The following is a 21,390-nucleotide window of genomic DNA, read 5'->3' on the forward strand; positions in this document are numbered from 1 at the left end:
TATTGATTTCAAGCTCTGCCTGTGGCACCTGTGGCAAACAAGAGGAAGGGCAGGTTAATGGCGGGTCCAAGGGTCGACGACATATATGATCAGGTTAAGGCGATGGCGGTTTCGTTTCGTCTGCGCCCCGGGGATCGTCTGAACGAAGTCGCTCTGTCCAAGGATCTGGGCGTCAGCCGAACGCCACTGCGCGAGGCGTTGAACCGGCTGGTTGCCGAGCGGCTTTTTGACTTTCGCCCCGGGCAAGGGTTTTTCTGCCGCCCGTTGGATGCGCAAAGCGTGTTTGACCTTTTCGAGCTGCGCCAGATTATCGAAACTGCCGCCGCGCGTGCGGCGTGTTCCAAGGCCTCTGACAAAGACCTGCAGAATCTGCGGGATGAGCTTTACTCAGCAGGCATCGATATCACCGGCCTGACCGTCGAAGAAGCAGTCAGCCGGGATGAGGCGTTTCACCTTGGGATAGCCAAACTGTCAGGCAATATGGAGCTATTGCAAACTCTGACGCGGATCAACGAGCGCATCCGCTATATCCGCTGGATCTCCATGAGTTTGGACCGGGTGCACCGTTCAAAAGACGAACATAAGCGAGTTATGCATGCGTTGGTCGCACGGAACGCGGAAGAGGCCGCGCATGTTCTGGGTGCCCATATCACCAAGCGCATGGATCAGGTGCAGGATGCTGTACGTCACGGGATTAGCAGCATTTATATGGAAGGGTCCGAAGAAATCTCGGCCCGGATAATCGAGGAGGTCGAGGGATGATCGCGCAGGGGGGAAAATCCATCTACGGCGCATCCGTCGGTATTCTGATGCTGGATGCCCAGTTCCCGAGAATCCCGGGTGACATGGGCAACGCGCTGACTTGGCCGTTTCCGGTGCTCTATCGCATTGTCCGCGATGCCTCGCCGGATCGGGTGGTTCGGCACCGGGCCGAGGGGATGTTGGATCCGTTCATCGAGGCGGCTCAGGATCTGGTGCGGGATGGTGTGGATGGCATAACCACCAATTGCGGTTTCCTGTCCTTGTTCCAGAAAGAACTGGCCCAAGCCGTCCCGGTTCCGGTGGCAACATCGTCCTTGATGCAGGTAGAAATGGTGAACCGCATCCTGCCTGCGGGCAAGCGCGCAGGGGTTTTGACCATTTCAGCCTCGACCCTGACGAAAGATCATCTGCGCGCGGCCAACGTGCCGTTGGATACCCCGATTGGCACAACCGAAGGCGGGCAGGAGTTCACCCGCGCGATCCTTGGAAATGAGCTAAGGCTGGATGTTCAGAAAGCGCGCGAAGACAATGTACAGGCGGCGCGTACCTTGGTTGCGGACAACCCTGACTTGGGTGCAATCGTGCTGGAATGCACAAATATGTGCCCCTATGCACGCGTTATCCAACAGGCTACTGGGTTGCCCGTGTTTTCTATCGTCTCTTTTATTCAATGGTTTCAGGCCGGTCTGGTTCCGCGGACGTATTAATCGAAAAATTAGTGCGCAAAGCACTTTGCCCAGTCACGTCAAAATAGAAAACGCCCGATCCTGAAGACCGGGCGTTAAGGTGCAGGGTCTTTCTGAAAAGGGATCAGAGACCCCATTTCGCGCGGTTAGCTTCGAAGAAGCCCTGCGCTTTTTTCACTTCGATCCAGTTGTTCACGTAGTTGATCCAGACCTGATCGCCCTGCGGCAGGATCATCGCGATGGGCGACGGCGACCGGGGACCTGCATTCTTGACACGGACCACAGGGAACTTCTCCTCAAGTGTCGATCCTTCGATGTTCGACGTGATGAACACATCTGCGCGTCCAGCGATCACTTCCTGAAAACCACGGGCCGGGGCTTCGACAACTTTAATCTCGGCGTTCGGGAACCATTCACGCACACGCTTTTCAAACGTCGTGCCCAGCGTGGTGGCGACCGTCACGCCCGGTTGGTTGATTGAATCATAGCCGTCAAATTTGTCCGCCTTATCCTTGGTCGTGTACGGGAACAATTCCACCGCGATGTAGCTATCCGAAAAACCGGCGACCTTCATGCGCGGCGGAGAGATCGAGGCCGAACCGGTCAGGTGGTACTTGCCCGCCACCACGCCGTTGACCAGCGTTTTCCAATCGGTCGGCACATATTCGACCTCAACCCCCAGATCGGCGGCCAACTCGTTCATGATGTCGATGTCATAGCCTTTGTAGCTGTTGGTGGCCGGATCGCGCAGCGACATGGGGTTCCAATCACCGGTGGTGCCCACTTTAAGCACGCCGGAATCCAGAATCTCGTTCAGTGCGGATTGCGCCTGTGCGGCACCTGACAATACCAGACCCAGCGCGGCTGCTGCCGCTGCTTTCAAAAAAGTGTTCATCGCTTTCTCCCGTTGGTGATGTTTATGTCTTGCCGCCGTGTTCATCATTGATTTAACCCGAAAGAGAAAGATAACCTCAAGAAAATATTACAACTTGACCAAAACAAGGGCAGACCAGCTTATGCCAGACGCCGCAATTGAACTTGTGGGCGTGAACAAGTGGTTCGACACGTTTCACGTACTCAAGGATATAAACCTGACGGTCAACAGCGGCGAGAAGGTGGTGATATGCGGGCCTTCGGGCTCAGGTAAGTCAACCGTCGTTCGGTGTATCAACCAGTTGGAAAAACACCAGAAAGGAACCATCCGCGTGGATGGGGTCGAACTTACGGATGATGCAAAATCTGCGGCGACGATCCGGTCCGAGGTTGGAATGGTGTTTCAACAGTTTAACCTGTTTCCGCATCTGACCGTGTTGGAAAACCTGACTCTGGGCCCGATCAAAGCGCGGGGTCTGAGCCGTAAGGAGGCCGAGGAAAAGGCACGTCTCTATCTGGAGCGCGTACACATCCCTGATCAGGCGGACAAAAAACCCATTCAGTTGTCCGGTGGTCAACAACAACGCGTCGCCATTGCACGATCCCTTTGTATGGAACCGCGCGTGCTGTTGTTCGATGAGCCGACCTCGGCCCTGGATCCCGAAATGATCTCGGAAGTGCTGGATGTAATGGTCGAATTGGCGAATGAAGGCATGACCATGGTTGTTGTAACCCATGAGATGGGGTTTGCGCGCAAAGTGGCCGACAAGATGATCTTCATGGACGCGGGCGAGATCGTCGAAGAGGGCAAGCCCGAGCATTTCTTCACTAACCCGCAATCCGAGCGGTGTCGTAAATTCCTGTCGCAGATATTGCAGCACTGAGAGGGGCTATGAAAAAACTTCTTCTGATAGCGCCCTTGCTGTTGCTGGCGGGTTGTTCCTCGTCCCAGACTTGGGGCTGGTATGTGATCGACCCTACCACGGCATCGGGCTGGACCAATGTTAAATTCCTGATTTCTGGCATGTGGGCGACGATACAGATCTCTCTTATTGCCGCAGTTCTGTCGATTGTCATCGGATTGATGGTGGCATTGCCGGGCCTGTCCGAGAAACGCGGCTGGCGTTTGATCAACCGGGTCTACGTGGAATTCATCCGCGCCATTCCACTGCTGCCGATGCTGTTTTGGGTCTTTTATGGATTGCCTATCGTGTTCCAGTCGATGGGAATGAACGTGCCAATCGATCCATTCTGGGGCGCGATCATCACCCTTGCGATTTCGGACAGTGCCTTTACCGCCGAGATCTATCGTGCGGGTATTCAATCCATCGCGCGCGGTCAGCGTGAAGCGGCGCAAACCATAGGTCTGAACTATGTACAGACCATGCGTTACGTGATCCTGCCTCAGGCGATCCGGCGTATTCTGCCTCCGTTGGCAAACCAGTTCATCTACATCGTCAAGATGAGCGCCTTTGCCAGCGTTATCGGGATGCAGGAATTGACTCGCCGCGCGAATGAATTGGTGGTGACGGAATACCGCCCGCTGGAAATCTACACACTGCTGATCTTTGAATATTTGATCCTCGTACTGATCATCAGTGCTGGTGTGCGCTGGTTGGAACGCCGCATGGGCGCAGATGAGCGCGGATAAGGAGCTTACTTATGGACTGGAAAGATTTCATGGCCGAGACCGAGGCCAACATCGGCACCTTCTCGAAAGAGGTTCCCGAAACGGTGCGTGGCTTTGGCATCATGGGCAAGGCCGCCAAGTCCGACGGTGTATTGAGCGAAAAGACCAAGGAATTCATCTCGTTGGGCATCGCTGTCGCGACCCGTTGTGACAGCTGCATCGGGTTTCATGTGAAGTCGCTTGTTCGTCTGGGGGCCACGCGCGAAGAGATGTGCGAGGCGTTGGCCATGGCGACCTATATGGGCGGCGGGCCGTCCTATGCTTACAGTGCAAAGGCTCTCAAAGCTTATGATGTTTTTTCTGCGTGAGCGTCAGACAGCCAGATGCGCGCTGAAAGGCCTGGCTGACCTCGCCTCACACTCAATCAGCGATCGCTTGGCCATTTTGCCCCGCGTGCAGAATATTCTCTTCCGCGGTTTTGCGCACAATTGCACCGATCTTAAGAAGGTTTTCGCTGAGCGGGTTTGTTTTGCGCCAGACCAATCCAATCGTCCGGGCAGGCGGTGTGTCCTGGAACCGGGCGATTGAAACATCGGCGGAACGGGTTTCCAAGCCGACTGCCATTTCCGGTATCAGCGTCACGCCAATCCCGGCCCCAACCATCTGCACGAGTGTGGAAAGCGAACTTCCCTCCATGATCTGCTGCGGTTCGATATTGCGGATCGAACAAAAAGACAGGGCCTGGTCACGGAAACAATGGCCTTCCTCCAGCAACAACAACCGCATTGTTCTGAGCTGCGACGAACTGGGAATGGGAAGGCTGGCGTCTTGTGCCGGGCGGACCAGTAAGAAGTCTTCGTTGAACAGCGAAAACTCCCGAAGGCTGGGCTCGGAAACAGGTAGGGCGACAACGCCGACATCCAGCCGCGAGTCGAGAATTTCCCGGATCACCGACTCTGTGATGGTCTCTTTGGGTTCGATTGTCAGCTGTGGGAATCGCTGCGACAAAGCCTTGATGATCGACGGCAGCAGGTAAGGCGCCACTGTTGGGATAACGCCTATACGCAAACGGCCTGACAATGGGCCGGACGGTGATTGTACCAGATTGCCCAAATCTTCGACCCGCATCAGGATTTCTCGGCCGTGGCTCAGAACGTCTTCTCCAAGTGCCGTCAGCCGGGTCTCACGCGCGGCGCGTTCTACCAGCGGACCGCCCATTATGGCCTCCAACTCTTTAATCTGAATGGAAAGGGCAGGTTGCGAGATTGCACTGGCCGCCGCGGCTTTGCCGAAGTGACCATGAGTGGCAAGGGCCTCGAAGTAACGCAGGTGCTTGAGTGTCAGTGCTTTCATTTGAAAAACTAATCACAATGATAGAAATTACAAATTTCCATTTATCGATTGGGTCGGGTACGAGTCAACCTATCTAAACCCCTAGGTAAATACTCAGGAGATTTACAATGGACGGTAACCCTCACAATCACCAATCCGGCGGCTGCCCTGTTATGCATGGCGGGAACACAGGCACGGGCAATTCTGTCACCAAATGGTGGCCGGATGCGCTGAACCTGGACATTCTGAGCCAGCACGACACGCGCACCAACCCGATGGATGCGGATTACAACCACCGTGAAGCGGTCAAAGGTCTGGATTTCAAAGCCGTTCGCGCCGATGTCGAGGCGCTGTTGACCGACAGTCAAGACTGGTGGCCGGCGGACTGGGGTCACTACGGCGGCCTGATGATCCGTCTGGCGTGGCACTCGGCCGGCTCTTATCGCCTGGGTGACGGCCGTGGCGGCGCGGGTTCGGGCAACATCCGGTTTGCTCCGCTGAACTCGTGGCCAGACAACGCCAGCCTGGATAAAGCGCGCCGTCTGCTGTGGCCGGTGAAAAAGAAATACGGCAACGCACTGTCCTGGGCTGACCTGATCGTCCTGTCGGGCACTGTTGCGTATGAATCCATGGGCCTGAAAACCTTTGGTTTCGGTTTTGGCCGCGAAGATATCTGGGGCCCGGAAAAAGACGTGTACTGGGGTTCAGAAAACCAATGGCTGGCCCCGTCCGAGAGCCGCTATGGCGATCTGGAAACACCCAGCACGCTGGAAAACCCGCTGGGCGCAGTACATATGGGTCTGATCTATGTGAACCCCGAAGGTGTGAACGGCAACCCGGACCCGGCACGTACCGCTTTGCATATCCGTGAAACCTTTGCTCGTATGGCTATGGATGACGAAGAGACTGCAGCGCTGACATGCGGTGGTCACACGGTCGGTAAGGCGCACGGCGCGATGGCGGGTGACAACATCGGTGCCGAGCCCGAAGCCTGCCCTGTGTCTGGCCAGGGCTTGGGTTGGGACAATCCTGATCAGAACGGCAAGGCGACCAACGCGTTCACATCAGGCATTGAAGGAGCCTGGACGAAAGAGCCGCTGAAGTTCGATATGGGCTATTTCGACTATCTGTTCGGTTACGAATGGGAACTGGGCAAATCGCCCGCTGGCGCGCATCAGTGGCAGCCCATCGACATGCCGGAAGATGAAAAGCCGGTCGATCCGACCGACCCGTCTGTCCGCCGGATGCCGATGATGACCGATGCGGATATGGCGATGAAAGTTGATCCGGCCTACAACGCGATCTGTCAGAAATTCATGGCCGATCCGGACTATTTCGCGGACACCTTCGCCCGTGCGTGGTTCAAGCTAACCCACCGCGATATGGGCCCACGCGTTAACTACTACGGTCCGGACGTGCCCGCAGAAGACCTGATCTGGCAGGATCCGATCCCTGCAGGTTCGACTGGATATGACGTTGATGCGGTCAAAGCAAAGATCGCGGACAGCGGCCTGACTGCAGTCGAGATGATCACCACCGCCTGGGACAGCGCCCGCACCTTCCGTGGGTCTGACAAACGCGGTGGCGCAAATGGTGCGCGCATCCGTCTGGCACCGCAGAAAGACTGGGCGGGCAACGAGCCTGAGCGTCTGGCAAAAGTGCTGGGCGTGCTGGAGCCGATCGCTGCTGAAACCGGAGCGTCGGTCGCTGACGTGATCGTTCTGGCAGGCAATGTCGGTCTGGAACAGTCGATCAAGGCTGCAGGCTTTAATGTCACGGTTCCCTTCTCGGCTGGTCGCGGCGATGCGACAGACGAACAGACCGACGCAGACAGCTTCTCGGTGCTTGAACCACTGGCTGATGGATTCCGCAACTGGCAGTTGAAGGAATACGCCGTGTCGCCCGAGGCGATGATGCTGGACCGTGCGCAATTGCTGGGCCTCACGGCATCTGAGATGACCGTTCTGGTCGGCGGCCTGCGTGTTCTGGGTGCCAATCATGGCGGATCGGCGCACGGTGTCTTCACCGACCGTGTCGGACAGCTGACCACTGACTTCTTCGTCAACCTGACGGATATGTCGCTCAGCTGGCATCCGGTCGAGGGTGGCACCTACGAGTTGCGTGATCGCGCATCCGGTGAGGTCAAGTTCACGGCCACCAGTGCTGATCTGGTCTTCGGCTCGAACTCGATCCTGCGTGGCTATGCCGAGGTCTATGCTCAGGATGACAACGCCGAGAAGTTCGCGCGCGACTTCGTTGCGGCGTGGACCAAGGTAATGAACAACGACCGGTTTGATCTGGTCGCCTAAAGTATGAAAAATCCAGGCGAGGATTCCCTCGCCTGGTTTTCTGTTGAAAGTCGTTTAACTGGTTCAACGTGGTTGCCAGCCAGCGAAACTAAGCTGGAGCGTTTGGTCCTTGAAACAGCGGTTTATGATCGCATTACCGCAGCACAGCCACCGTTATATTCCCAACGCGGAACCGACCGTCTGGTGCCAGAGGCATCCATTTCTCGGGTCCAACCCGGCGACCACCTGTCCAGGTGCCGTTGGAAGAGTTCATGTCCCGGATGTACAGAACACCCTTCTTTTCAACCCTTAACACACAGTGTTGGCCCGAAGCTTTTTCGCTGCGGGACAGTGCCAGGTCTGCCCAGTTTGGATCGCGGCCAATCTTGATTTGATGGGATTTCTGCAAGCCCGCCACCTTCCGAAACTCGATGACCTTGCCGCGATCCGGGCCATCCATTACGGCAAGCTGCCAATAGGCCAGGGGGCGCGGTGCCATGGGGCTGTACCATGTCACCTCAGCCGCTCGGTCATATCCCGAAACGGCATTGGGGTTCATTCCTGTAAGGCCCAGAGACATGATCTTTTTGACGGCGCGGGTGGATCGCCGCACAGGTGAAATGGGTTTACCTTGCTTGTCCCGCATGTTCAGGCGCATGGCGTAGCGCCCAAGGCTCAGCCCACCTAGGAACCCTTCGCAGATCAGCCAATAGATCAGTACAAGAGCCACATAGAGCCCGATCGGCAAGGCCAGCCCGACGTGACGCAACCCCAACTCCTGACGCAAGACAGGTTCTATCGTTGCCAGCACAAAGCCAAGAAACATGAAGTCGAGGATTGCGGCCGCGCTCAGCAAGCGTGCCGCGCTTTTGGAATCTAATGGACCACCAAGCTTCATGTGCCTGCCCCCAACAGTGTCAGTGCCAAGAACAAGGCTGAACCAATCGAAAACAAAAGCAACGCATCGCATTGAACACGCAGTATGCGCTTGCTTCTTGAGGATGCGCTTTGGAAATGGAATCCGGCGATCCAAAGGGCCAGTCCGGTTCCGGCCACGGTGAACAACAAGGTCTCGGACAACACTTGATGGCGCGGTGCAACAGCAAGCCAGTCAGCCGCCCCGACCATCAAGCCCCCCCAGAGCAGAGCAACAATATACGCTATGAAACTCAGCGAGTCATTTCTGGAACGGCAGAGTTTTCCAACAACTGCCCCAATCCCCCATCCCAAAGCCGCTGCAATCAAAAGTAGAAGTGTAAGGCGCACGGGTAGCGAGAGTGAAGAAACCTGAACATTAAATATGACATTTGTGGTATTGTTCGCTAAATTAGAGGTAATTCCAAGAAATGCCAACAATGCGCCAATTCCGGCCCCAATGTTGCCAAGAAAAGAAAAGACATCATTTGCAAGAGAGATTTTGTCTCTGACTTCAAAGGGTAATTTCATATTGTAACCAAGCTTTGAGAGAAAGTGTCCATAATATAAGCCGCACCAAACTTCATCGATTTTTGTTAATCACGCGAACACGCGAATCGTTGATTGAAAATAAAAAGTATGTGAGTTCATAATCAACTACGAAGAATAATTTATGTGTACGGAGTTACTTGATGCGTTCAGTCGCTATTTCCATTTTTGCCGCTTTTTCATTGCTACTGTCAGCCTGTACTGAAGAAACAATTCAATCTGCCACATCGTCGGCAGTTGCGGGTAAGACGCAGCAGGAAAAGCAACTTGAGAAACAGGTGCGCAGCCTTGATCAGGTTTCAAAGGATATCATCGTGAACAATACGGTGCAGGGCGCACTGGCCGGTGCCGCAGTGGGCTGTGGTGTGGCCTTGCTGCTTGGCGGCGGTGCAAGTGATTGTGCCGCTGGTGCAGCGGCAGGCGGCTTGATCGGTGGTGTCGGCGGCAACCAGGTTGGTAAGAAAGCTGCAGCCAAGAATGTTGATATCGTCAACAGCAAGGCCGTACTGGCAAATCTGTCCAACGTGAGCAATCAGCTGAATTCGGTTCAGTCAAACCTGCGTTCGGTTCTGGCGTCGCAAAACGCCGAGTTGAAGTCTCTGCGTCGGCAGCTGGACGGTGGGCAATTGTCACAGTCCGCTTACAACAAGCGCGTCAACGCGATCAAATCGAACCGTCAGGTTGTGTCGAACGAGCTGAAGCGCAGTGAACAGAATATGGACAAAACGATTTCCGAGTTGCGCACCGCATCCAGCAAGGGCCAACCCGGTCTGGGTGGCGCAACCAACGCGGCAGTCAGCAATAAGAATCGCCTTGCGCGCACACGTGCGTCCATCAACCTTCTTTAAGAATTTCTTTGACCCGCGCCTGGCGACAGGCGCGGGTTTTCTAATCATAAGTGTGTAAAATGAACTCTGATCTTTTTCGTTTCTCGAAACCGCTCGTACTGGTTTCCGTCATCACAGTAGCGGGATGTACAGGGTCGACTGACCCGACTACGGCAACACTTTTCGACAACATTGCAAACTTAAACTCGGGTGAATACGACCGCCAGATTGCGCAGAACAAAGCGCAGGCGGACGCTATTCTGGCCCAGAACAAAGCTGCTGAACAGCGCAACGCACAGTTGGCAGCACAGCGTGACGCCAACCAAAGCGAGATTAACGCGCTGCGGCAGCAGATTGCCGATGTAAAGGCGCAAGGGGCCAAGGCGCGTGCAGCGTCGGCATCGGATCCGGCCAAACTGCAACAGGTGCAGGCGCTGGACAGCCAGCTCAATGCTGTTGAACGGGATGTCGCCGCAGGGGCCAGCCCATCTGTGGTGCGGTCGGAGTTGAGCCGGATCAAGTCAGCCTACCGCGCGCTGTCAATCTGATACGAAACACGTCAGGTCGGCGCTTGTCGACGCATGCGACGACCGGGACGTCTTGCCTGAGGGGGGTCTTGGGATCGTGACCTACGGAATTTCACGCACATTTATTGCGGTTGCGGCTGCAATGTTTTTTGCAGGCGCGGCCACCGCGCAAGACGGTAAGACACGCGCGCCAGCGACGGGTCTTGCCATTCTCGATTGCGCTCCTGCAAAGCCCGCGCCAGAAGACAGTTGCCTGGTGCGCGTCCCTTCGGGCAACGAACGGGGTGGCATGAGTTTTCGGTCTTTGGGCGACAGCCAAGCCGATTTTGAGTTCGTGAAAGACGTTGATGAAATCCCCGGAAACCTGACTCTGTCCGCTACGATGGTTCTGATTGACCTGTCGGTCGGGGATCGCAGCGGTCGCGTACGCAGTTGGACCCGAGAGCGCGACCTCATTTCACGCGTGGTAGCCAACCTGCCACCAGATGAGAAAGTGGCGATCTACGGCTTTGGCAACGATATTGTCGAGCTTTCGCCGTTTTCCACCAGTCGGTCTCGGGCCGAAGACGTAATCGAAGGGCTGGAAATCAAAGAACAGAACACACGTTTGGTGGCGAATTCCACGCGGGCGATAGAACTGCTGAGCGAGCAGGACGATGTTCTTCTAAAGAACCTGATCCTGATCACTGATGGCGACGAAGAAGGGCTGGCCACGGTCGAAGAAATTTCGGAAGCGGCGGAAAAGGCTGGCGTGTCGGTCTCTGCTTTGGGGATGTTCTGGCGCGCGCAAGGCAATGCGCGCACCACCCGCGGCATCGATGTTTTGAAACGTCTGACCGACCCACAAAACGGGTTGATGGAAGAAGTTTTCCTGCAGAACCAGCAGACGGCAAACACTGTTGTTTCCAGTTTTATCCGCAGCTACGGAAACGCTGTCAAAGGCTCTGGGCTGATTGTGCCGGTTGGTGATCCGGCCCCGGCACGGATCACAATTGACATGATTGAACCGGTGGTTGGGCAGCCTGGTCAAACCCAGACCAAAAGCTACTCGGCTGAATTCCAGCCCGTAAACGTTGCAGCGGTAGAACCGGAGGAACCAGCCGAACCCGCTGAGGAAGAACCGCTGATTTTTGGCCTGCCTGCGCTTTATGTCTATATTGGCGCTGGTGTTATTGCCCTGCTGGCCCTTTTGCTGGCGGTTTTGCTTATGCGCCGGGGTGGCACCGAAGAAGAGGATGATCTGGACGATCTTGGCCCGGATGATCTGCAGGATGTAACGGAAATGCCTGCACAAGACAGCGCACCAACCGCAGCATATGTACCACCTCCGGTAGCTTATCTGGTGCGTGTAGATAACGGGCATCGCTTCCCGGTTCCGGCCGGCCGTTCGACACTGGGGCGCAGCAGCACTAACGCAGTGGTCATCCCTGACGGTGGCGTGTCGCGTGTCCATGCCGAGCTGAGCGGAACTCAGGACGGGCGGTTTACGCTCAGCGATCTGGACAGTCTGAACGGCACGCTTGTGAATGACCGCAAAATCAAAGGCGCGCAGAAGATTAATGTAGGTGACACTGTGGGCCTTGGGTCCGTACGCCTGAAACTGGTCCGGGCATAGGCTGCGGGATCAACTGAACAGGAAAGGTGAAAACAATGGGAAATGACAACAAAACCAGCTGGCTGTTCGACAAGGACGAAGAAGAGCTGAGCGACGTGGATTTCGGCTCGGATGAAGGGTTTACCGAGAGCATTTCTCCGTCCGACAACGAACCGACACACGCGATTGGCGGGTCGTCGTTCAGCGAAGCTCCAACCGAATACGTCGAATCCGAGAAAACTCAGATTTATCATGGCGGGATGTCCAAAGAGTTTTCGGGAAAGGCCGAGTTCGATCCCATGGTCGATCCCATTACCGGATGGCTGGTCGTGGTCAAAGGTCCGGGCCTTGGCCAGTCGGTCAATCTGGGCTCTGGCATGAACACTTTGGGCCGGGATGGTGATGAGCGTGTGGCCCTGGATTTCGGCGACAAGATGATTTCCGGCAAGGACCATCTGAGGGTTATCTTCGATGACGCAAACCGAGTGTTCTTCGCGGCGCCGGGGACCGGGCGGAACATCAGCCGGATCAACGGCCAGATCGTGGCAACGACCATGCCGCTGGAGAATTACGCGCTGATCGAGTTGTCGAAACAGACGCATGTGCGCTTTGTGGCCTTCTGTAACGAGGATTTTGACTGGTCTGAACTGGCCGAAAGCTCTGACGACTGATCCAGATGACAATCATCAGCGGCAAACAGAGCCTGGGTCAGCGAGAGAACCAGGAAGACGCGTTCGACATCGTATTTCAAAACGAGCGCGACCCAAAATCCGATATCCTCATGCTGGTCGCCGATGGAATGGGCGGCCATGCCGGGGGCGAGGTGGCGGCAAATCTGGCGCTGTCGGTCTTTAAATCTCATTTCATCGAAGGCTCGGTCGCACCGCGCCCGCGTGAACGGCTGCAGGATTCGTTGACCGCAGCGAATGAAGCACTGCGTCAGAAGATCGCCAGCCAGCCCGACCTAAAGGGTATGGGTTGCACACTGGTTGCTGCACTCAAACTGGGGGATCGTCTGGTTTGGGTTTCCGTGGGCGACAGCAGTCTGTTTCTGCTACGCGACGGGAGGTTGAAAAAGCTGAACGCAGATCATTCGCTTTATGGCGAATTGCTGCAAATGGTGGCCGCAGGCCAGATCACGCAAGAAGAGGCGGACAATCATCCACGCCGCAACGCGCTGCGGTCTGCGCTCATGGGCGATCGGATCTCGTTGACGGACGTCAATGCAATAAGCCTCAAGCCCGGCGACGTGGTATTGGCGTGTTCGGATGGGCTGGACACATTGCCCCAAGCCGAAATCGCCAGCGTTCTGCAAAACGGCAAAAGCAGAGATATGCGTGGCGTTGCCTCGGACTTGCTGAACGCGGTCGAAGCGAAAGGCAAGCCAAAGCAGGATAATACAACGGTTGTTGTTTATGCCCATGTTCAAGATGGTATGAGCAGTATGCTGCGCGGCAGCCAATGGGCTTTCAACGGTGCAGAAAACAATAAGAAAACGTTGAAATATGCTGCAATTGGCCTTGGCGCTTTGGCGATTGGGGCCGCTGTTGGCGCGCTCACCTTCAAAGGCGAAGAAGTGGCCGAGACCGAGCCTGAACCCGCGCAAGAAACGGCGGCACCGTCTCAGGAAGAGCGTAGCATAGGCGATCGCTCGGTCACGACCGATCCGGAACAGTCAGATGACACATCGGATGGCGAACAGATCGCGCCTTCTGACGAGGCTGACACTCAGGTGCCTGAAGTTGAGCCGGATGCAACCGATGAAAGTGATACGGATGAAAGCAGTGCACCAGCTGAATCATCTGAACCCGCTGAGGATCAAACCCCGGACGAAGTGACCAATCAGGACGAGCAACCGTCCTCAGGTGGAATAGATCAGGAGTAGCCCCGCCCGTGTCCGTTCACTTGCCAAAGGGAGAAACCTTTGCCGGCTACGTCCTGGGGGACGTGCTGGGGCAGGGGGGCTTTGGCATCACCTATCAGTCGCGCAATCGGGAAACCGGTGAAAGGTTCGCGATCAAGGAGTATTTTCCGGCAGACTATGCGAACCGAGGGCCCAACAATGCAGTTGCTCCGACGTCAGAGGGGCGGCAGCTGTTTCACATGGGGCTGGAGGCGTTTCTGCAGGAGGCCAATTTGCTGCGTGATTTGCCACAGCAGCAGGGCCTGATGCGCGTGCGCGCCGCTTTCCGCAAACACGGTACGGCCTATTGTGTGATGGAATACATCCATGGCGACCCGCTTGACCGGATGATGGCGCGTATGATCGATGCACGCGGATCGGTGCCGCAGGAACTGGTAAAGACTTTTCTGCGGTCTATGCTCGGGGCTTTGGATGCAGTGCACAAGGTGGGTGTTGTGCATCGGGATATGAAGCCAGCAAATGTCATGATCCGAAAAGATGGTCAGCCTATCCTGATCGACTTTGGGGCCGCGCGTTTAATGGGAAAATCCAGCGGGCTGGCGTCAATGTTCACGCGGAAATACGCAGCGATTGAACAGTTCCCCCCCGAAAAGACGGGTTTGGCTGGCGGCGTACATGAAGGACCGTGGAGCGATCTATTTGCATTGTCAGTGATCCTGTACGAAATGGTATCCCAAAGTTTGCCGCCCAATGCGGAAGAGCGTTGGCAGGATGTGCGCTCTTCCGGGCGTGACCCGTATGTTCCCGTGCGTCAAAATCTGGTCCGCAACAGGGTGCAGGACACGTATGATGACGCCCTGCTGAATGCGATTGACTTGGGGTGCAAGCTTTTACCGCGAGATCGCATTCGAACCGCGCGTGACTATGCAAGGGTCGCAGAGATTGATCTGGACGTGCCCCAGATCAAATCGCAACAGCCGGAGCCTAACGTCACACGAAAACCAGAGATGCGCAAAACCCGGCAAAAGCGTGGCCGGTCGGGTGGGCACAAGGCGTCTTTGCTGGTGTTGTTTTTCATTCTGGTCGTCGCTCTGGCCGTGATTGCTTATGGAACCTTGATGTGAATGTAATGATTGTTCTTCGAGTTTTTGTGTATTCCGTTCTGTGTTCGGTATGCTTTGGAGCCTCGTCCGCTTGGTCCCAAATCCAATCAGAAGTGGTTGCTGTGGCCGATGCTGCTGTTGGTCGTGTGGTTGTCCAATATGACGGCGGATGGGGCACCGGCTCGGGGTTTGTTCTTGCGCCATTACAAGGCGAAGACGGGTATTTCTTTTTAACCAACCACCATGTCATCGACGGCGGCACGGGGGCCTTTGTTGGGTTCAAAGAAGGAAACCGGATCTACAAATACGACGTTCAGGTAGCCTTTGCATCGTTCGAAAAGGACATGGCGATCTTGAAAATCACGCCGCAGGAAAGCTTTGGGCACACGCCAAACATTCTGGCAGTGCGTGTCGGCACCATCAACAAAGGCGAACAGGTCGCTGCCGTTGGGTTTCCGGGCACGTCGGACGTGTCGAATGACAGCGGCAACGAATTGGCGTTTTTCGAAACCACGCTGACGCAAGGAGCTGTCAGTAAAGTGTCGCCAGGCAAAACGCAGCGCAACCGTGGCACGCAAGAGATTGTGCAGCATACCGCCGCAATCAACCCCGGCAACTCGGGCGGGCCGATGATCGATTTCTGTGGCTCGGTTCTGGGGATCAACACGGCTGGAGTAGTGTTGAATTCCGATGGTGAGACACCAGCCAACGGTACCTTCTTTGCGCCGTCTGCCAACTCCATCGTTGGGTTTTTGCAAGACAGTAACGTACCTTTCACGCGCCACAAGGCTGGCTGTGATCCTGACAATCCGGCGATCGTGTCCGGCGGCGGGGGATCGGACAGTACTCTTTTAATCATTCTCTCGGTCCTGTGCGGTGGCGGCGCTTTGGTGATCGGCGGAATGTACTTGGTAGCTTCGAGAAAGCGGGACGATGCCGAAGACACGCCCAGCCGCGGTGCCGCTGTCGTCAAGCCACGCGGGCGGTCCATTCTAGCGGTCACAATGGCCGGACAATCCGCGCAGTTCAGTGCGGCACAACTGCAATCCGGTGTGACCATAGGTCGGGCGAGTGAAAACACGCTGACAGTCACCGACCGCAACCTAAGCCGTCGTCATGCAAGTCTTTCGTTGCAGGGGCGCAAGATGATGCTGACGGATCTGGGATCGTCCAACGGCACCAAGGTCGATGGGCGTCGGCTGAAACCAAATGAGCCGGTGCAAATTAACACGAAGTCCAAGGTCGAATTGGGAGGGATCGCTCTTGTCCTCAAACGACCCTGACACCGTTTTGTCGATCCGAAACCTTGGCATCGAACGGGCGCCGGGGTTCTTTGTTGTGATCGAAGAGCTGGATTTGAAAGCGGGCGAGACCATCGTCTTGGATGCAGTCAGTGGTGCCGGCAAAAGCACGGCCTTGGGTTTGATCGCCGGGGCGTTGCCGTTGGTGGATTTGCCGGACATGCGGCATGAAATCGCTGGCGTGCAGGTCGCGCCTGACACGCCGCGTGCTGCATTTGCCGGACCCGACCGGCTTGGCTTTGTTTTGCAAACCAACACCTTGGTTCCATATCTGAACTTGCTGGAAAACATCGAACTTCCCGTACGGGTGGCCGGGCAGGCACCGGATGCCGAGTGGCAGGATCACCTGATCCGGGCACTGGGGCTGGGCGATTACAAAGCACGCAAACCCGGTCAGTTATCGGTTGGTCAGCGGCAGCGCGTGTCGGTTGCGCGGGCTTTGCTGGGTCGACCCGCGCTACTGTTGTTGGATGAACCGGTCTCAGCGCTGGACCCTGCCAATGTGGCCGAGGTCGAAGGGCTGATCGTGCATCTGGCGGCCGAGGCTGGATCGGCCGTTGTTTTGGCCAGCCATCAGGCCCAGACCGGGGACTTCGCAAACGCACCCCGCGCGGACCACCGGCTGATTGACCATCAGGGCCAATCCTATTCCATCTTTTCTACGGCAGGCCGCGTCGCGGCGCGGGTGGCGTGATGCTGAAGATTCCTGCGAAACTGGCTCTTCGGGAACTGCGGCACGATTGGCAGTCAGCTCTGTGTTTCGTGGCCGCCTTGGCAGGTGTGCTTGGCCCGTTGTTGATCATTCTGGCCCTGAAGAACGGTGTCATAGGCACCATGGTCGGGCGCTTGATCGAGGACCCTTCAAATCGTGAAATCCTGGCGATCGGGGCGGGACAGCATGATGCAGCTTTTTTTGCCGCCTTGGGGGCACGTCAAGACGTTGGGTTTATTGTGCCTGCGACCCGCTCGATCAACACGTCTGCCAATGCTGTGCGAAATGAAGCGCAGCGAAAATTGGAACGGGCAGTTCCTCTGATCCCGTCAGCTGCCGGGGATCCTTTGATTGACGGTGAAGCTGTTTCGCCCGGCACTGTCTGGGTTTCCGACAAGTTGGCCCAGGACCTGTCGGTGACGGCAGGGGACACTTTGGACATGATCATTGGTCGCGAAGTTGACGGGCGACGCGAGAATGCGCGGCGGGATCTGACGGTCATCGGTGTCGTTCCGGCAGACATCTGGCCTCGTTCAGCGATTTTTCTGTCTGTGCCCGATCTGTTAGCCGTTGAAAGGTTTCGGGACGACCTGTCGGTGACACCGAGGAACTGGACGGATCCGGTGTCAGATCCTGACAGCTATGCGAGTTATCGCCTGTATGCCCGAACGTTAGAGGACATTGCGACTTTGTCAGCGCATCTGACCGATCTTGGCTTGCAAACGCGTCCGCGGGCCGAGAACGCGGCACTTTTGTTGTCGTTCCGCCGGAATTTGAACCTTCTCTTCACGGCAATTGCCGCCTTGGCGATGTTTGGCTTCTGGGCCGCAATGTCGGCCAACCTAAGAGGTATTGTCGAACGTCAACGGGTGATTTTCAGCCTGTTCTCGATGCTGACCATGCCAGACCGTCAGCGCTGCGTTGTTCCGGTTGTCCAAAGTTTGACACTGGTTCTGGGGGGTGTTGTCGCGACCCTGGTCCTTATCCTTCCGTTTCTTTTGGCCATCAACGCCACGTTCGAAACCGCGCCCGGAGAATCCGTCGCGCGCCTGTATCCCGGCGACATTCTGGCAACGCTGGTTTTGGGTGCGGTAACCGCTGTGACTGCAGCAATCTGGGCCGTGTTTGCCGTTCGCAATGTCGAACCACAGGAGGTTCTGACCCATGCTTAAACCGTCTTTTTCCAAAGTGGCTGCGTTGACTTGTTTGCTTGGTTTTTCCGCTGCAGCACAGGCGCAGGACATCACCTGGAAGGAAAAGTACTTTAACCCGCAGCCTGCCGAAGGGGACCTGACCCTGCCTATGCCCTGCGGGGGCGCAATGACATTTCGCAAGGTAGCAACACCAAACACGGACGGGGTAATCGGTGACGTTTCAGTTGTGCTTGGGCAGGAAGGAAGCGATCAGCCCTATTTGAACGGTCTGCGCCGCGCTTTTGTTTCGGGTGCGTTTGCGGATGACGATGGGGTGGCCAAAGGCTATTTCTACATGGCCAAATATGAGCTTGCGCAAGCGCAGTGGGACGTTGTCATGGTCGGTTGCCCCGACAAAGAACCTCGCCGTCGTGCCTTTGTGCCTGCCGTCGGTCAAACCAAGCTGGACTATCAGCGGTTTGCCGAAACCTACACGCTTTGGCTGATGCAGAATGCGCCGGACAGTTTGCCCCGCGTTGGCGAGACGCGCGCCTATCTGCGGCTTCCGACCGAAGAAGAATGGGAGTATTCGGCGCGCGGCGGTTTGGCCGTGGATCAGGCGCTGTTTCGCGCGCCGCTGCCGCCCGTCCCCGATGGTACGCCGCAGGATGAGTTCATTGCGCACGGAGGTACCGCCTCGGCTGGCGGCAAATTGCAGGTGATGGGATCTCTGCGCCCAAATCCGTTGGGTTTGCACGACATGTTGGGCAATGCCGCCGAGATTGTCGGTGATCCGTTTGCTCTGGTGCGGCATGGGCGTTTGCACGGTCAGGCAGGCGGGTTTGTGAAGCGAGGAGGGGATGCCCGGACACCATTGGCGGACATTACCTCGTCGACCCGGTTCGAGGTGCCCCCGTTTGATATCTTGTCCAACACGGCCTCTGCCGACAGGTTCACAGGCACGCGTCTGGTGTTGCAAGGCTTGGCGATTACCTCTGCCGATCAGGATCAGGCGCTCAAGGACGGTCTGGACCAGTTGGCGCGCCCTGATGAACGTTTGGCAGTGGCCGCAAGTGAGCAGGAGGCAATAGACCTGCTGGACGAAATTTCGAGTGAGACACTCTCGGATCGGACCAAAACCCAGTTGGCCGTGATCAAGGACACTCTGAACCGCGGGCGCGTGGAACGTAACGCGCAACGAGATCAGTCGATCCGCCTGATCCTGACCTCGGGTGTGTTGGTGTGTGGGCAAGGTATCCGGCGGTATCTGAATGCGTTGATCTCTTCGCTGACCATTCAGCCCGAATTGGACGCTCTTGAAAACGAAGCTCGTCAAAGCGGCGACCAGGCGTTTTTGGAAGAAGTGTTGATCGCGAAAGAAGAAGCCGCTGCAAAACTAGCCGAGCTGGAAGCCAAGGCAAAAGCCGATATTGTTGAATATGCCAACCTGATAGAAGGTCTGGTCGATCAATATTCGCCTGTTTTGCTGCGTAAGCAGATTGATTTCATCTACCCGACCGAAGCCGAACGAGGTCGCGAGCGTGCGACCTGTCTGGCGATGGTGCAGGACCATATCGGTGCGCGCTCGGTCGCTGGGTATTCGGACTTGGATCAGATTGCAGACGACTTTCAGGCGGTGGCCCTGTCGTTTGTCGAAGAATGAATTGGAAAGGTTGAACGATGCGGGATGTATTAAGCAAATCGCTTGAAGTGTTGGTCTGGATTACAGCCGGACTGTCCATTGTGTTTTTCTGTTTTACGGCCATAGCGATGCTGCGCCTGTCACCGTTTGGTCCAGATACGGCGACCATTATTGCAGCATTTTTGACTGTTGTTTTTGGGATCACCTCGTCTTTGGTGTTTGCTGGCATCTGTTTTCAGATCATGGACATTCGCACCTTCACCAAACACAGCGCCATTAGCCTGAAGAACCGGAGGTAAGGGGGGTCATGGAACACTCGGTACTGGGTCTGAAACCTGGCAGCGTCCTGCAAGACACCTATGAGATCAAATCGCTTTTGGGTGAAGGCGGCATGGGCGCCACATTCCGTGGGCTGAACCGGGCCAGCGGGCATGAGGTGGCGATCAAGGTGATGACGCCCAGCTTCGCCAAGAACCAAAAGGCGGTGGATCTGTTCCGACGCGAGGCAAACCTATTGCGGACCGTTCGCAGCGAAGCGGTGGTTCGGTTTGAAACCTCGATGCTGGACAAGGATGGCCGCCTGTTTCTGGTGATGGAATTTGTTCCGGGGCACCCGCTGGCACATTACCTCAAGAAAGGCGCCCGGTTGTCATCTGACGATGTTTTGAAACTGGGTTTGCGATTGGCCGAAGGGTTGGAAGCGATTCACAAACTGGGTATCGTGCACCGTGACGTAGCCCCCGATAACGTCATGATTTCGCATGAGGATATCAATCAGGCAAAATTCATCGACTTTGGCCTTGCCTCGGATAGTGTTGGTACGGACAAGTCGATTATTGGCGACAGTTTCGCAGGAAAGCTGCGCTATTGCGCGCCTGAACAATTGGGGTTGTTTGGAAACAAGGTCTCTGCGGCCACAGATGCTTATGCCCTGGGTTTGGTCCTGATGCGAACTGCCGGGTTGGAATTGCCGGGCGAAGGCAAAGGGTTCGCAGCGGTCGAAGACCGCAAAGTGGATGTGAAAATCACTGACCCAAAAGTTGCTCCTGCCCTAAAATCGGTTCTGGAGCATCTGTTGAAAGCCGATCCCAAGGATCGCCCAACTGACTTGCCGGGATTGTTTCACGCGGCGCTTAGTGGAAATTCCCCGACACCTGCACCTGCTGCTGCCGCGCGCAAACCGGCGGCGGAGGAAGAAGCATCTGGTGGTAACAAGCTTCCTTTGATCGCAGCCGGGGTCGTCGGACTGATCGCGATTGCAGGCGGGGCATGGTATTTTCTGTCGGGCGCGGGTGGGTCATCTGCAAAGGTAAATGAATCTGTCGAGATCGCGCAAGAGGCGGTTGCAGCGGACAATCCTTTGACTGCGGCGCGTGATCTACTGGCCGCTGGCGGCGCTCAGAATCTGGATGCGGCTCTTGGGGCGTTGATTGCAATCAGCAATGACCAGGAGATTTCGCAACAGGATCGCGCCTCGGCCAATATTCTTATTGCGGAAATGTATGATCCAAAGACGCACAGCACAGTGACGTCGCCTTTCCCGCGTCCCGATACGTCTGCGGCGCGACGCTACTATCAGCGGGCCGCTGACCTGGGCTCAAACCCGGCACGGGACGCTTTGGATCGATTGGGTGAGTGAGGAGACGGTTAAG

At 56.2% G+C, this 21,390-nt stretch carries 22 protein-coding genes; 18 read left to right on the forward strand and 4 right to left on the reverse strand.

Going from position 1 to position 21,390, the window contains the following annotated elements:
- Positions 1–57 precede the first annotated feature (57 nt).
- Together GS636_RS13535 and GS636_RS13540 are read left to right on the forward strand one after the other, a co-directional pair.
- Complete coding sequence (locus GS636_RS13535; protein WP_171669855.1) at positions 58–762, forward strand: GntR family transcriptional regulator; 705 nt, start codon at positions 58–60, stop codon at positions 760–762.
- Complete coding sequence (locus tag GS636_RS13540; RefSeq protein ID WP_171669856.1) at positions 759–1,469, forward strand: aspartate/glutamate racemase family protein; 711 nt, start codon at positions 759–761, stop codon at positions 1,467–1,469. Before GS636_RS13535 ends, GS636_RS13540 begins: the two co-directional genes overlap by 4 nt.
- 103 nt (positions 1,470–1,572) lie before the next feature.
- On the opposite strand, the gene GS636_RS13545 is transcribed toward GS636_RS13540, so the two are convergent.
- On the reverse strand, positions 1,573–2,343 hold the full coding sequence (locus GS636_RS13545; protein ID WP_171669857.1) for a transporter substrate-binding domain-containing protein: 771 nt from the start codon (positions 2,341–2,343) through the stop codon (positions 1,573–1,575).
- 121 nt (positions 2,344–2,464) lie between these two features.
- On the opposite strand from GS636_RS13545, the gene GS636_RS13550 reads away from it, so the two are divergent.
- From GS636_RS13550 to GS636_RS13560, 3 genes are read left to right on the forward strand one after another with little or no spacing between them, the layout of a single operon-like run.
- Positions 2,465–3,205: an amino acid ABC transporter ATP-binding protein gene (locus GS636_RS13550; protein WP_171235849.1), complete on the forward strand. Its 741-nt coding sequence runs from the start codon at positions 2,465–2,467 to the stop codon at positions 3,203–3,205.
- An 8-nt stretch (positions 3,206–3,213) separates the two neighbouring features.
- Positions 3,214–3,972, forward strand: coding sequence for an amino acid ABC transporter permease (locus tag GS636_RS13555; RefSeq protein WP_171669858.1), 759 nt, complete (start codon positions 3,214–3,216; stop codon positions 3,970–3,972).
- Positions 3,973–3,983: 11 nt separating this feature from the next.
- A complete protein-coding gene (locus GS636_RS13560) occupies positions 3,984–4,319 on the forward strand; it encodes a carboxymuconolactone decarboxylase family protein (protein ID WP_171669859.1) in 336 nt (111 codons plus the stop codon).
- 52 nt (positions 4,320–4,371) lie between these two features.
- On the opposite strand, the gene GS636_RS13565 is transcribed toward GS636_RS13560, so the two are convergent.
- Positions 4,372–5,304 carry a hydrogen peroxide-inducible genes activator gene (locus GS636_RS13565; RefSeq protein WP_171669860.1) on the reverse strand — a complete coding sequence of 311 codons (933 nt, stop codon included), beginning with the start codon at positions 5,302–5,304 and terminating at the stop codon, positions 4,372–4,374.
- Positions 5,305–5,411: 107 nt separating this feature from the next.
- On the opposite strand from GS636_RS13565, the gene katG reads away from it, so the two are divergent.
- On the forward strand, positions 5,412–7,592 hold the full coding sequence (katG, locus tag GS636_RS13570) for a catalase/peroxidase HPI (protein ID WP_171669861.1): 2,181 nt from the start codon (positions 5,412–5,414) through the stop codon (positions 7,590–7,592).
- A gap of 133 nt (positions 7,593–7,725) precedes the next feature.
- Here the strand turns inward: katG and GS636_RS13575 are convergent, their stop codons facing one another.
- Positions 7,726–8,469 carry an FHA domain-containing protein gene (locus GS636_RS13575; RefSeq protein ID WP_171095071.1) on the reverse strand — a complete coding sequence of 248 codons (744 nt, stop codon included), beginning with the start codon at positions 8,467–8,469 and terminating at the stop codon, positions 7,726–7,728.
- A complete protein-coding gene (locus tag GS636_RS13580) occupies positions 8,466–9,017 on the reverse strand; it encodes a hypothetical protein (RefSeq protein ID WP_171187777.1) in 552 nt (183 codons plus the stop codon). The genes GS636_RS13575 and GS636_RS13580 overlap by 4 nt, the downstream gene beginning before the upstream one ends.
- A gap of 161 nt (positions 9,018–9,178) precedes the next feature.
- On the opposite strand from GS636_RS13580, the gene GS636_RS13585 reads away from it, so the two are divergent.
- The 12 genes from GS636_RS13585 (at position 9,179) to GS636_RS13640 (ending at position 21,377) form a co-directional block, all read left to right on the forward strand.
- On the forward strand, positions 9,179–9,883 hold the full coding sequence (locus GS636_RS13585; RefSeq protein ID WP_171095069.1) for a hypothetical protein: 705 nt from the start codon (positions 9,179–9,181) through the stop codon (positions 9,881–9,883).
- A gap of 59 nt (positions 9,884–9,942) precedes the next feature.
- Complete coding sequence (locus GS636_RS13590; protein WP_171095067.1) at positions 9,943–10,410, forward strand: hypothetical protein; 468 nt, start codon at positions 9,943–9,945, stop codon at positions 10,408–10,410.
- A gap of 76 nt (positions 10,411–10,486) precedes the next feature.
- A complete protein-coding gene (locus GS636_RS13595) occupies positions 10,487–12,004 on the forward strand; it encodes an FHA domain-containing protein (protein ID WP_171669862.1) in 1,518 nt (505 codons plus the stop codon).
- A gap of 35 nt (positions 12,005–12,039) precedes the next feature.
- Positions 12,040–12,654 carry an FHA domain-containing protein gene (locus GS636_RS13600; protein ID WP_171095062.1) on the forward strand — a complete coding sequence of 205 codons (615 nt, stop codon included), beginning with the start codon at positions 12,040–12,042 and terminating at the stop codon, positions 12,652–12,654.
- A gap of 5 nt (positions 12,655–12,659) precedes the next feature.
- Entirely contained in the window at positions 12,660–13,868 is a 1,209-nt protein-coding gene (locus GS636_RS13605) for a PP2C family serine/threonine-protein phosphatase (RefSeq protein WP_171669863.1), read from the forward strand.
- An 8-nt stretch (positions 13,869–13,876) separates the two neighbouring features.
- Entirely contained in the window at positions 13,877–14,971 is a 1,095-nt protein-coding gene (locus GS636_RS13610; protein ID WP_171095047.1) for a serine/threonine-protein kinase, read from the forward strand.
- 5 nt (positions 14,972–14,976) lie between these two features.
- Positions 14,977–16,233: a trypsin-like peptidase domain-containing protein gene (locus GS636_RS13615; RefSeq protein WP_171669864.1), complete on the forward strand. Its 1,257-nt coding sequence runs from the start codon at positions 14,977–14,979 to the stop codon at positions 16,231–16,233.
- On the forward strand, positions 16,214–16,945 hold the full coding sequence (locus GS636_RS13620; RefSeq protein ID WP_171187787.1) for an ATP-binding cassette domain-containing protein: 732 nt from the start codon (positions 16,214–16,216) through the stop codon (positions 16,943–16,945). The genes GS636_RS13615 and GS636_RS13620 overlap by 20 nt, the downstream gene beginning before the upstream one ends.
- Entirely contained in the window at positions 16,945–18,135 is a 1,191-nt protein-coding gene (locus GS636_RS13625; RefSeq protein WP_253762783.1) for an ABC transporter permease, read from the forward strand. The genes GS636_RS13620 and GS636_RS13625 overlap by 1 nt, the downstream gene beginning before the upstream one ends.
- Positions 18,128–19,759 carry an SUMF1/EgtB/PvdO family nonheme iron enzyme gene (locus GS636_RS13630; RefSeq protein ID WP_171669865.1) on the forward strand — a complete coding sequence of 544 codons (1,632 nt, stop codon included), beginning with the start codon at positions 18,128–18,130 and terminating at the stop codon, positions 19,757–19,759. The genes GS636_RS13625 and GS636_RS13630 overlap by 8 nt, the downstream gene beginning before the upstream one ends.
- 17 nt (positions 19,760–19,776) lie before the next feature.
- Entirely contained in the window at positions 19,777–20,037 is a 261-nt protein-coding gene (locus GS636_RS13635; RefSeq protein ID WP_171187797.1) for a hypothetical protein, read from the forward strand.
- Between the two features lie 8 nt (positions 20,038–20,045).
- Complete coding sequence (locus tag GS636_RS13640) at positions 20,046–21,377, forward strand: serine/threonine-protein kinase (RefSeq protein ID WP_171669866.1); 1,332 nt, start codon at positions 20,046–20,048, stop codon at positions 21,375–21,377.
- The last annotated feature ends 13 nt before the right edge of the window (positions 21,378–21,390 follow it).

Source organism: Ruegeria sp. HKCCD4884 (assembly GCF_013110855.1).
Lineage (GTDB): Bacteria > Pseudomonadota > Alphaproteobacteria > Rhodobacterales > Rhodobacteraceae > Ruegeria.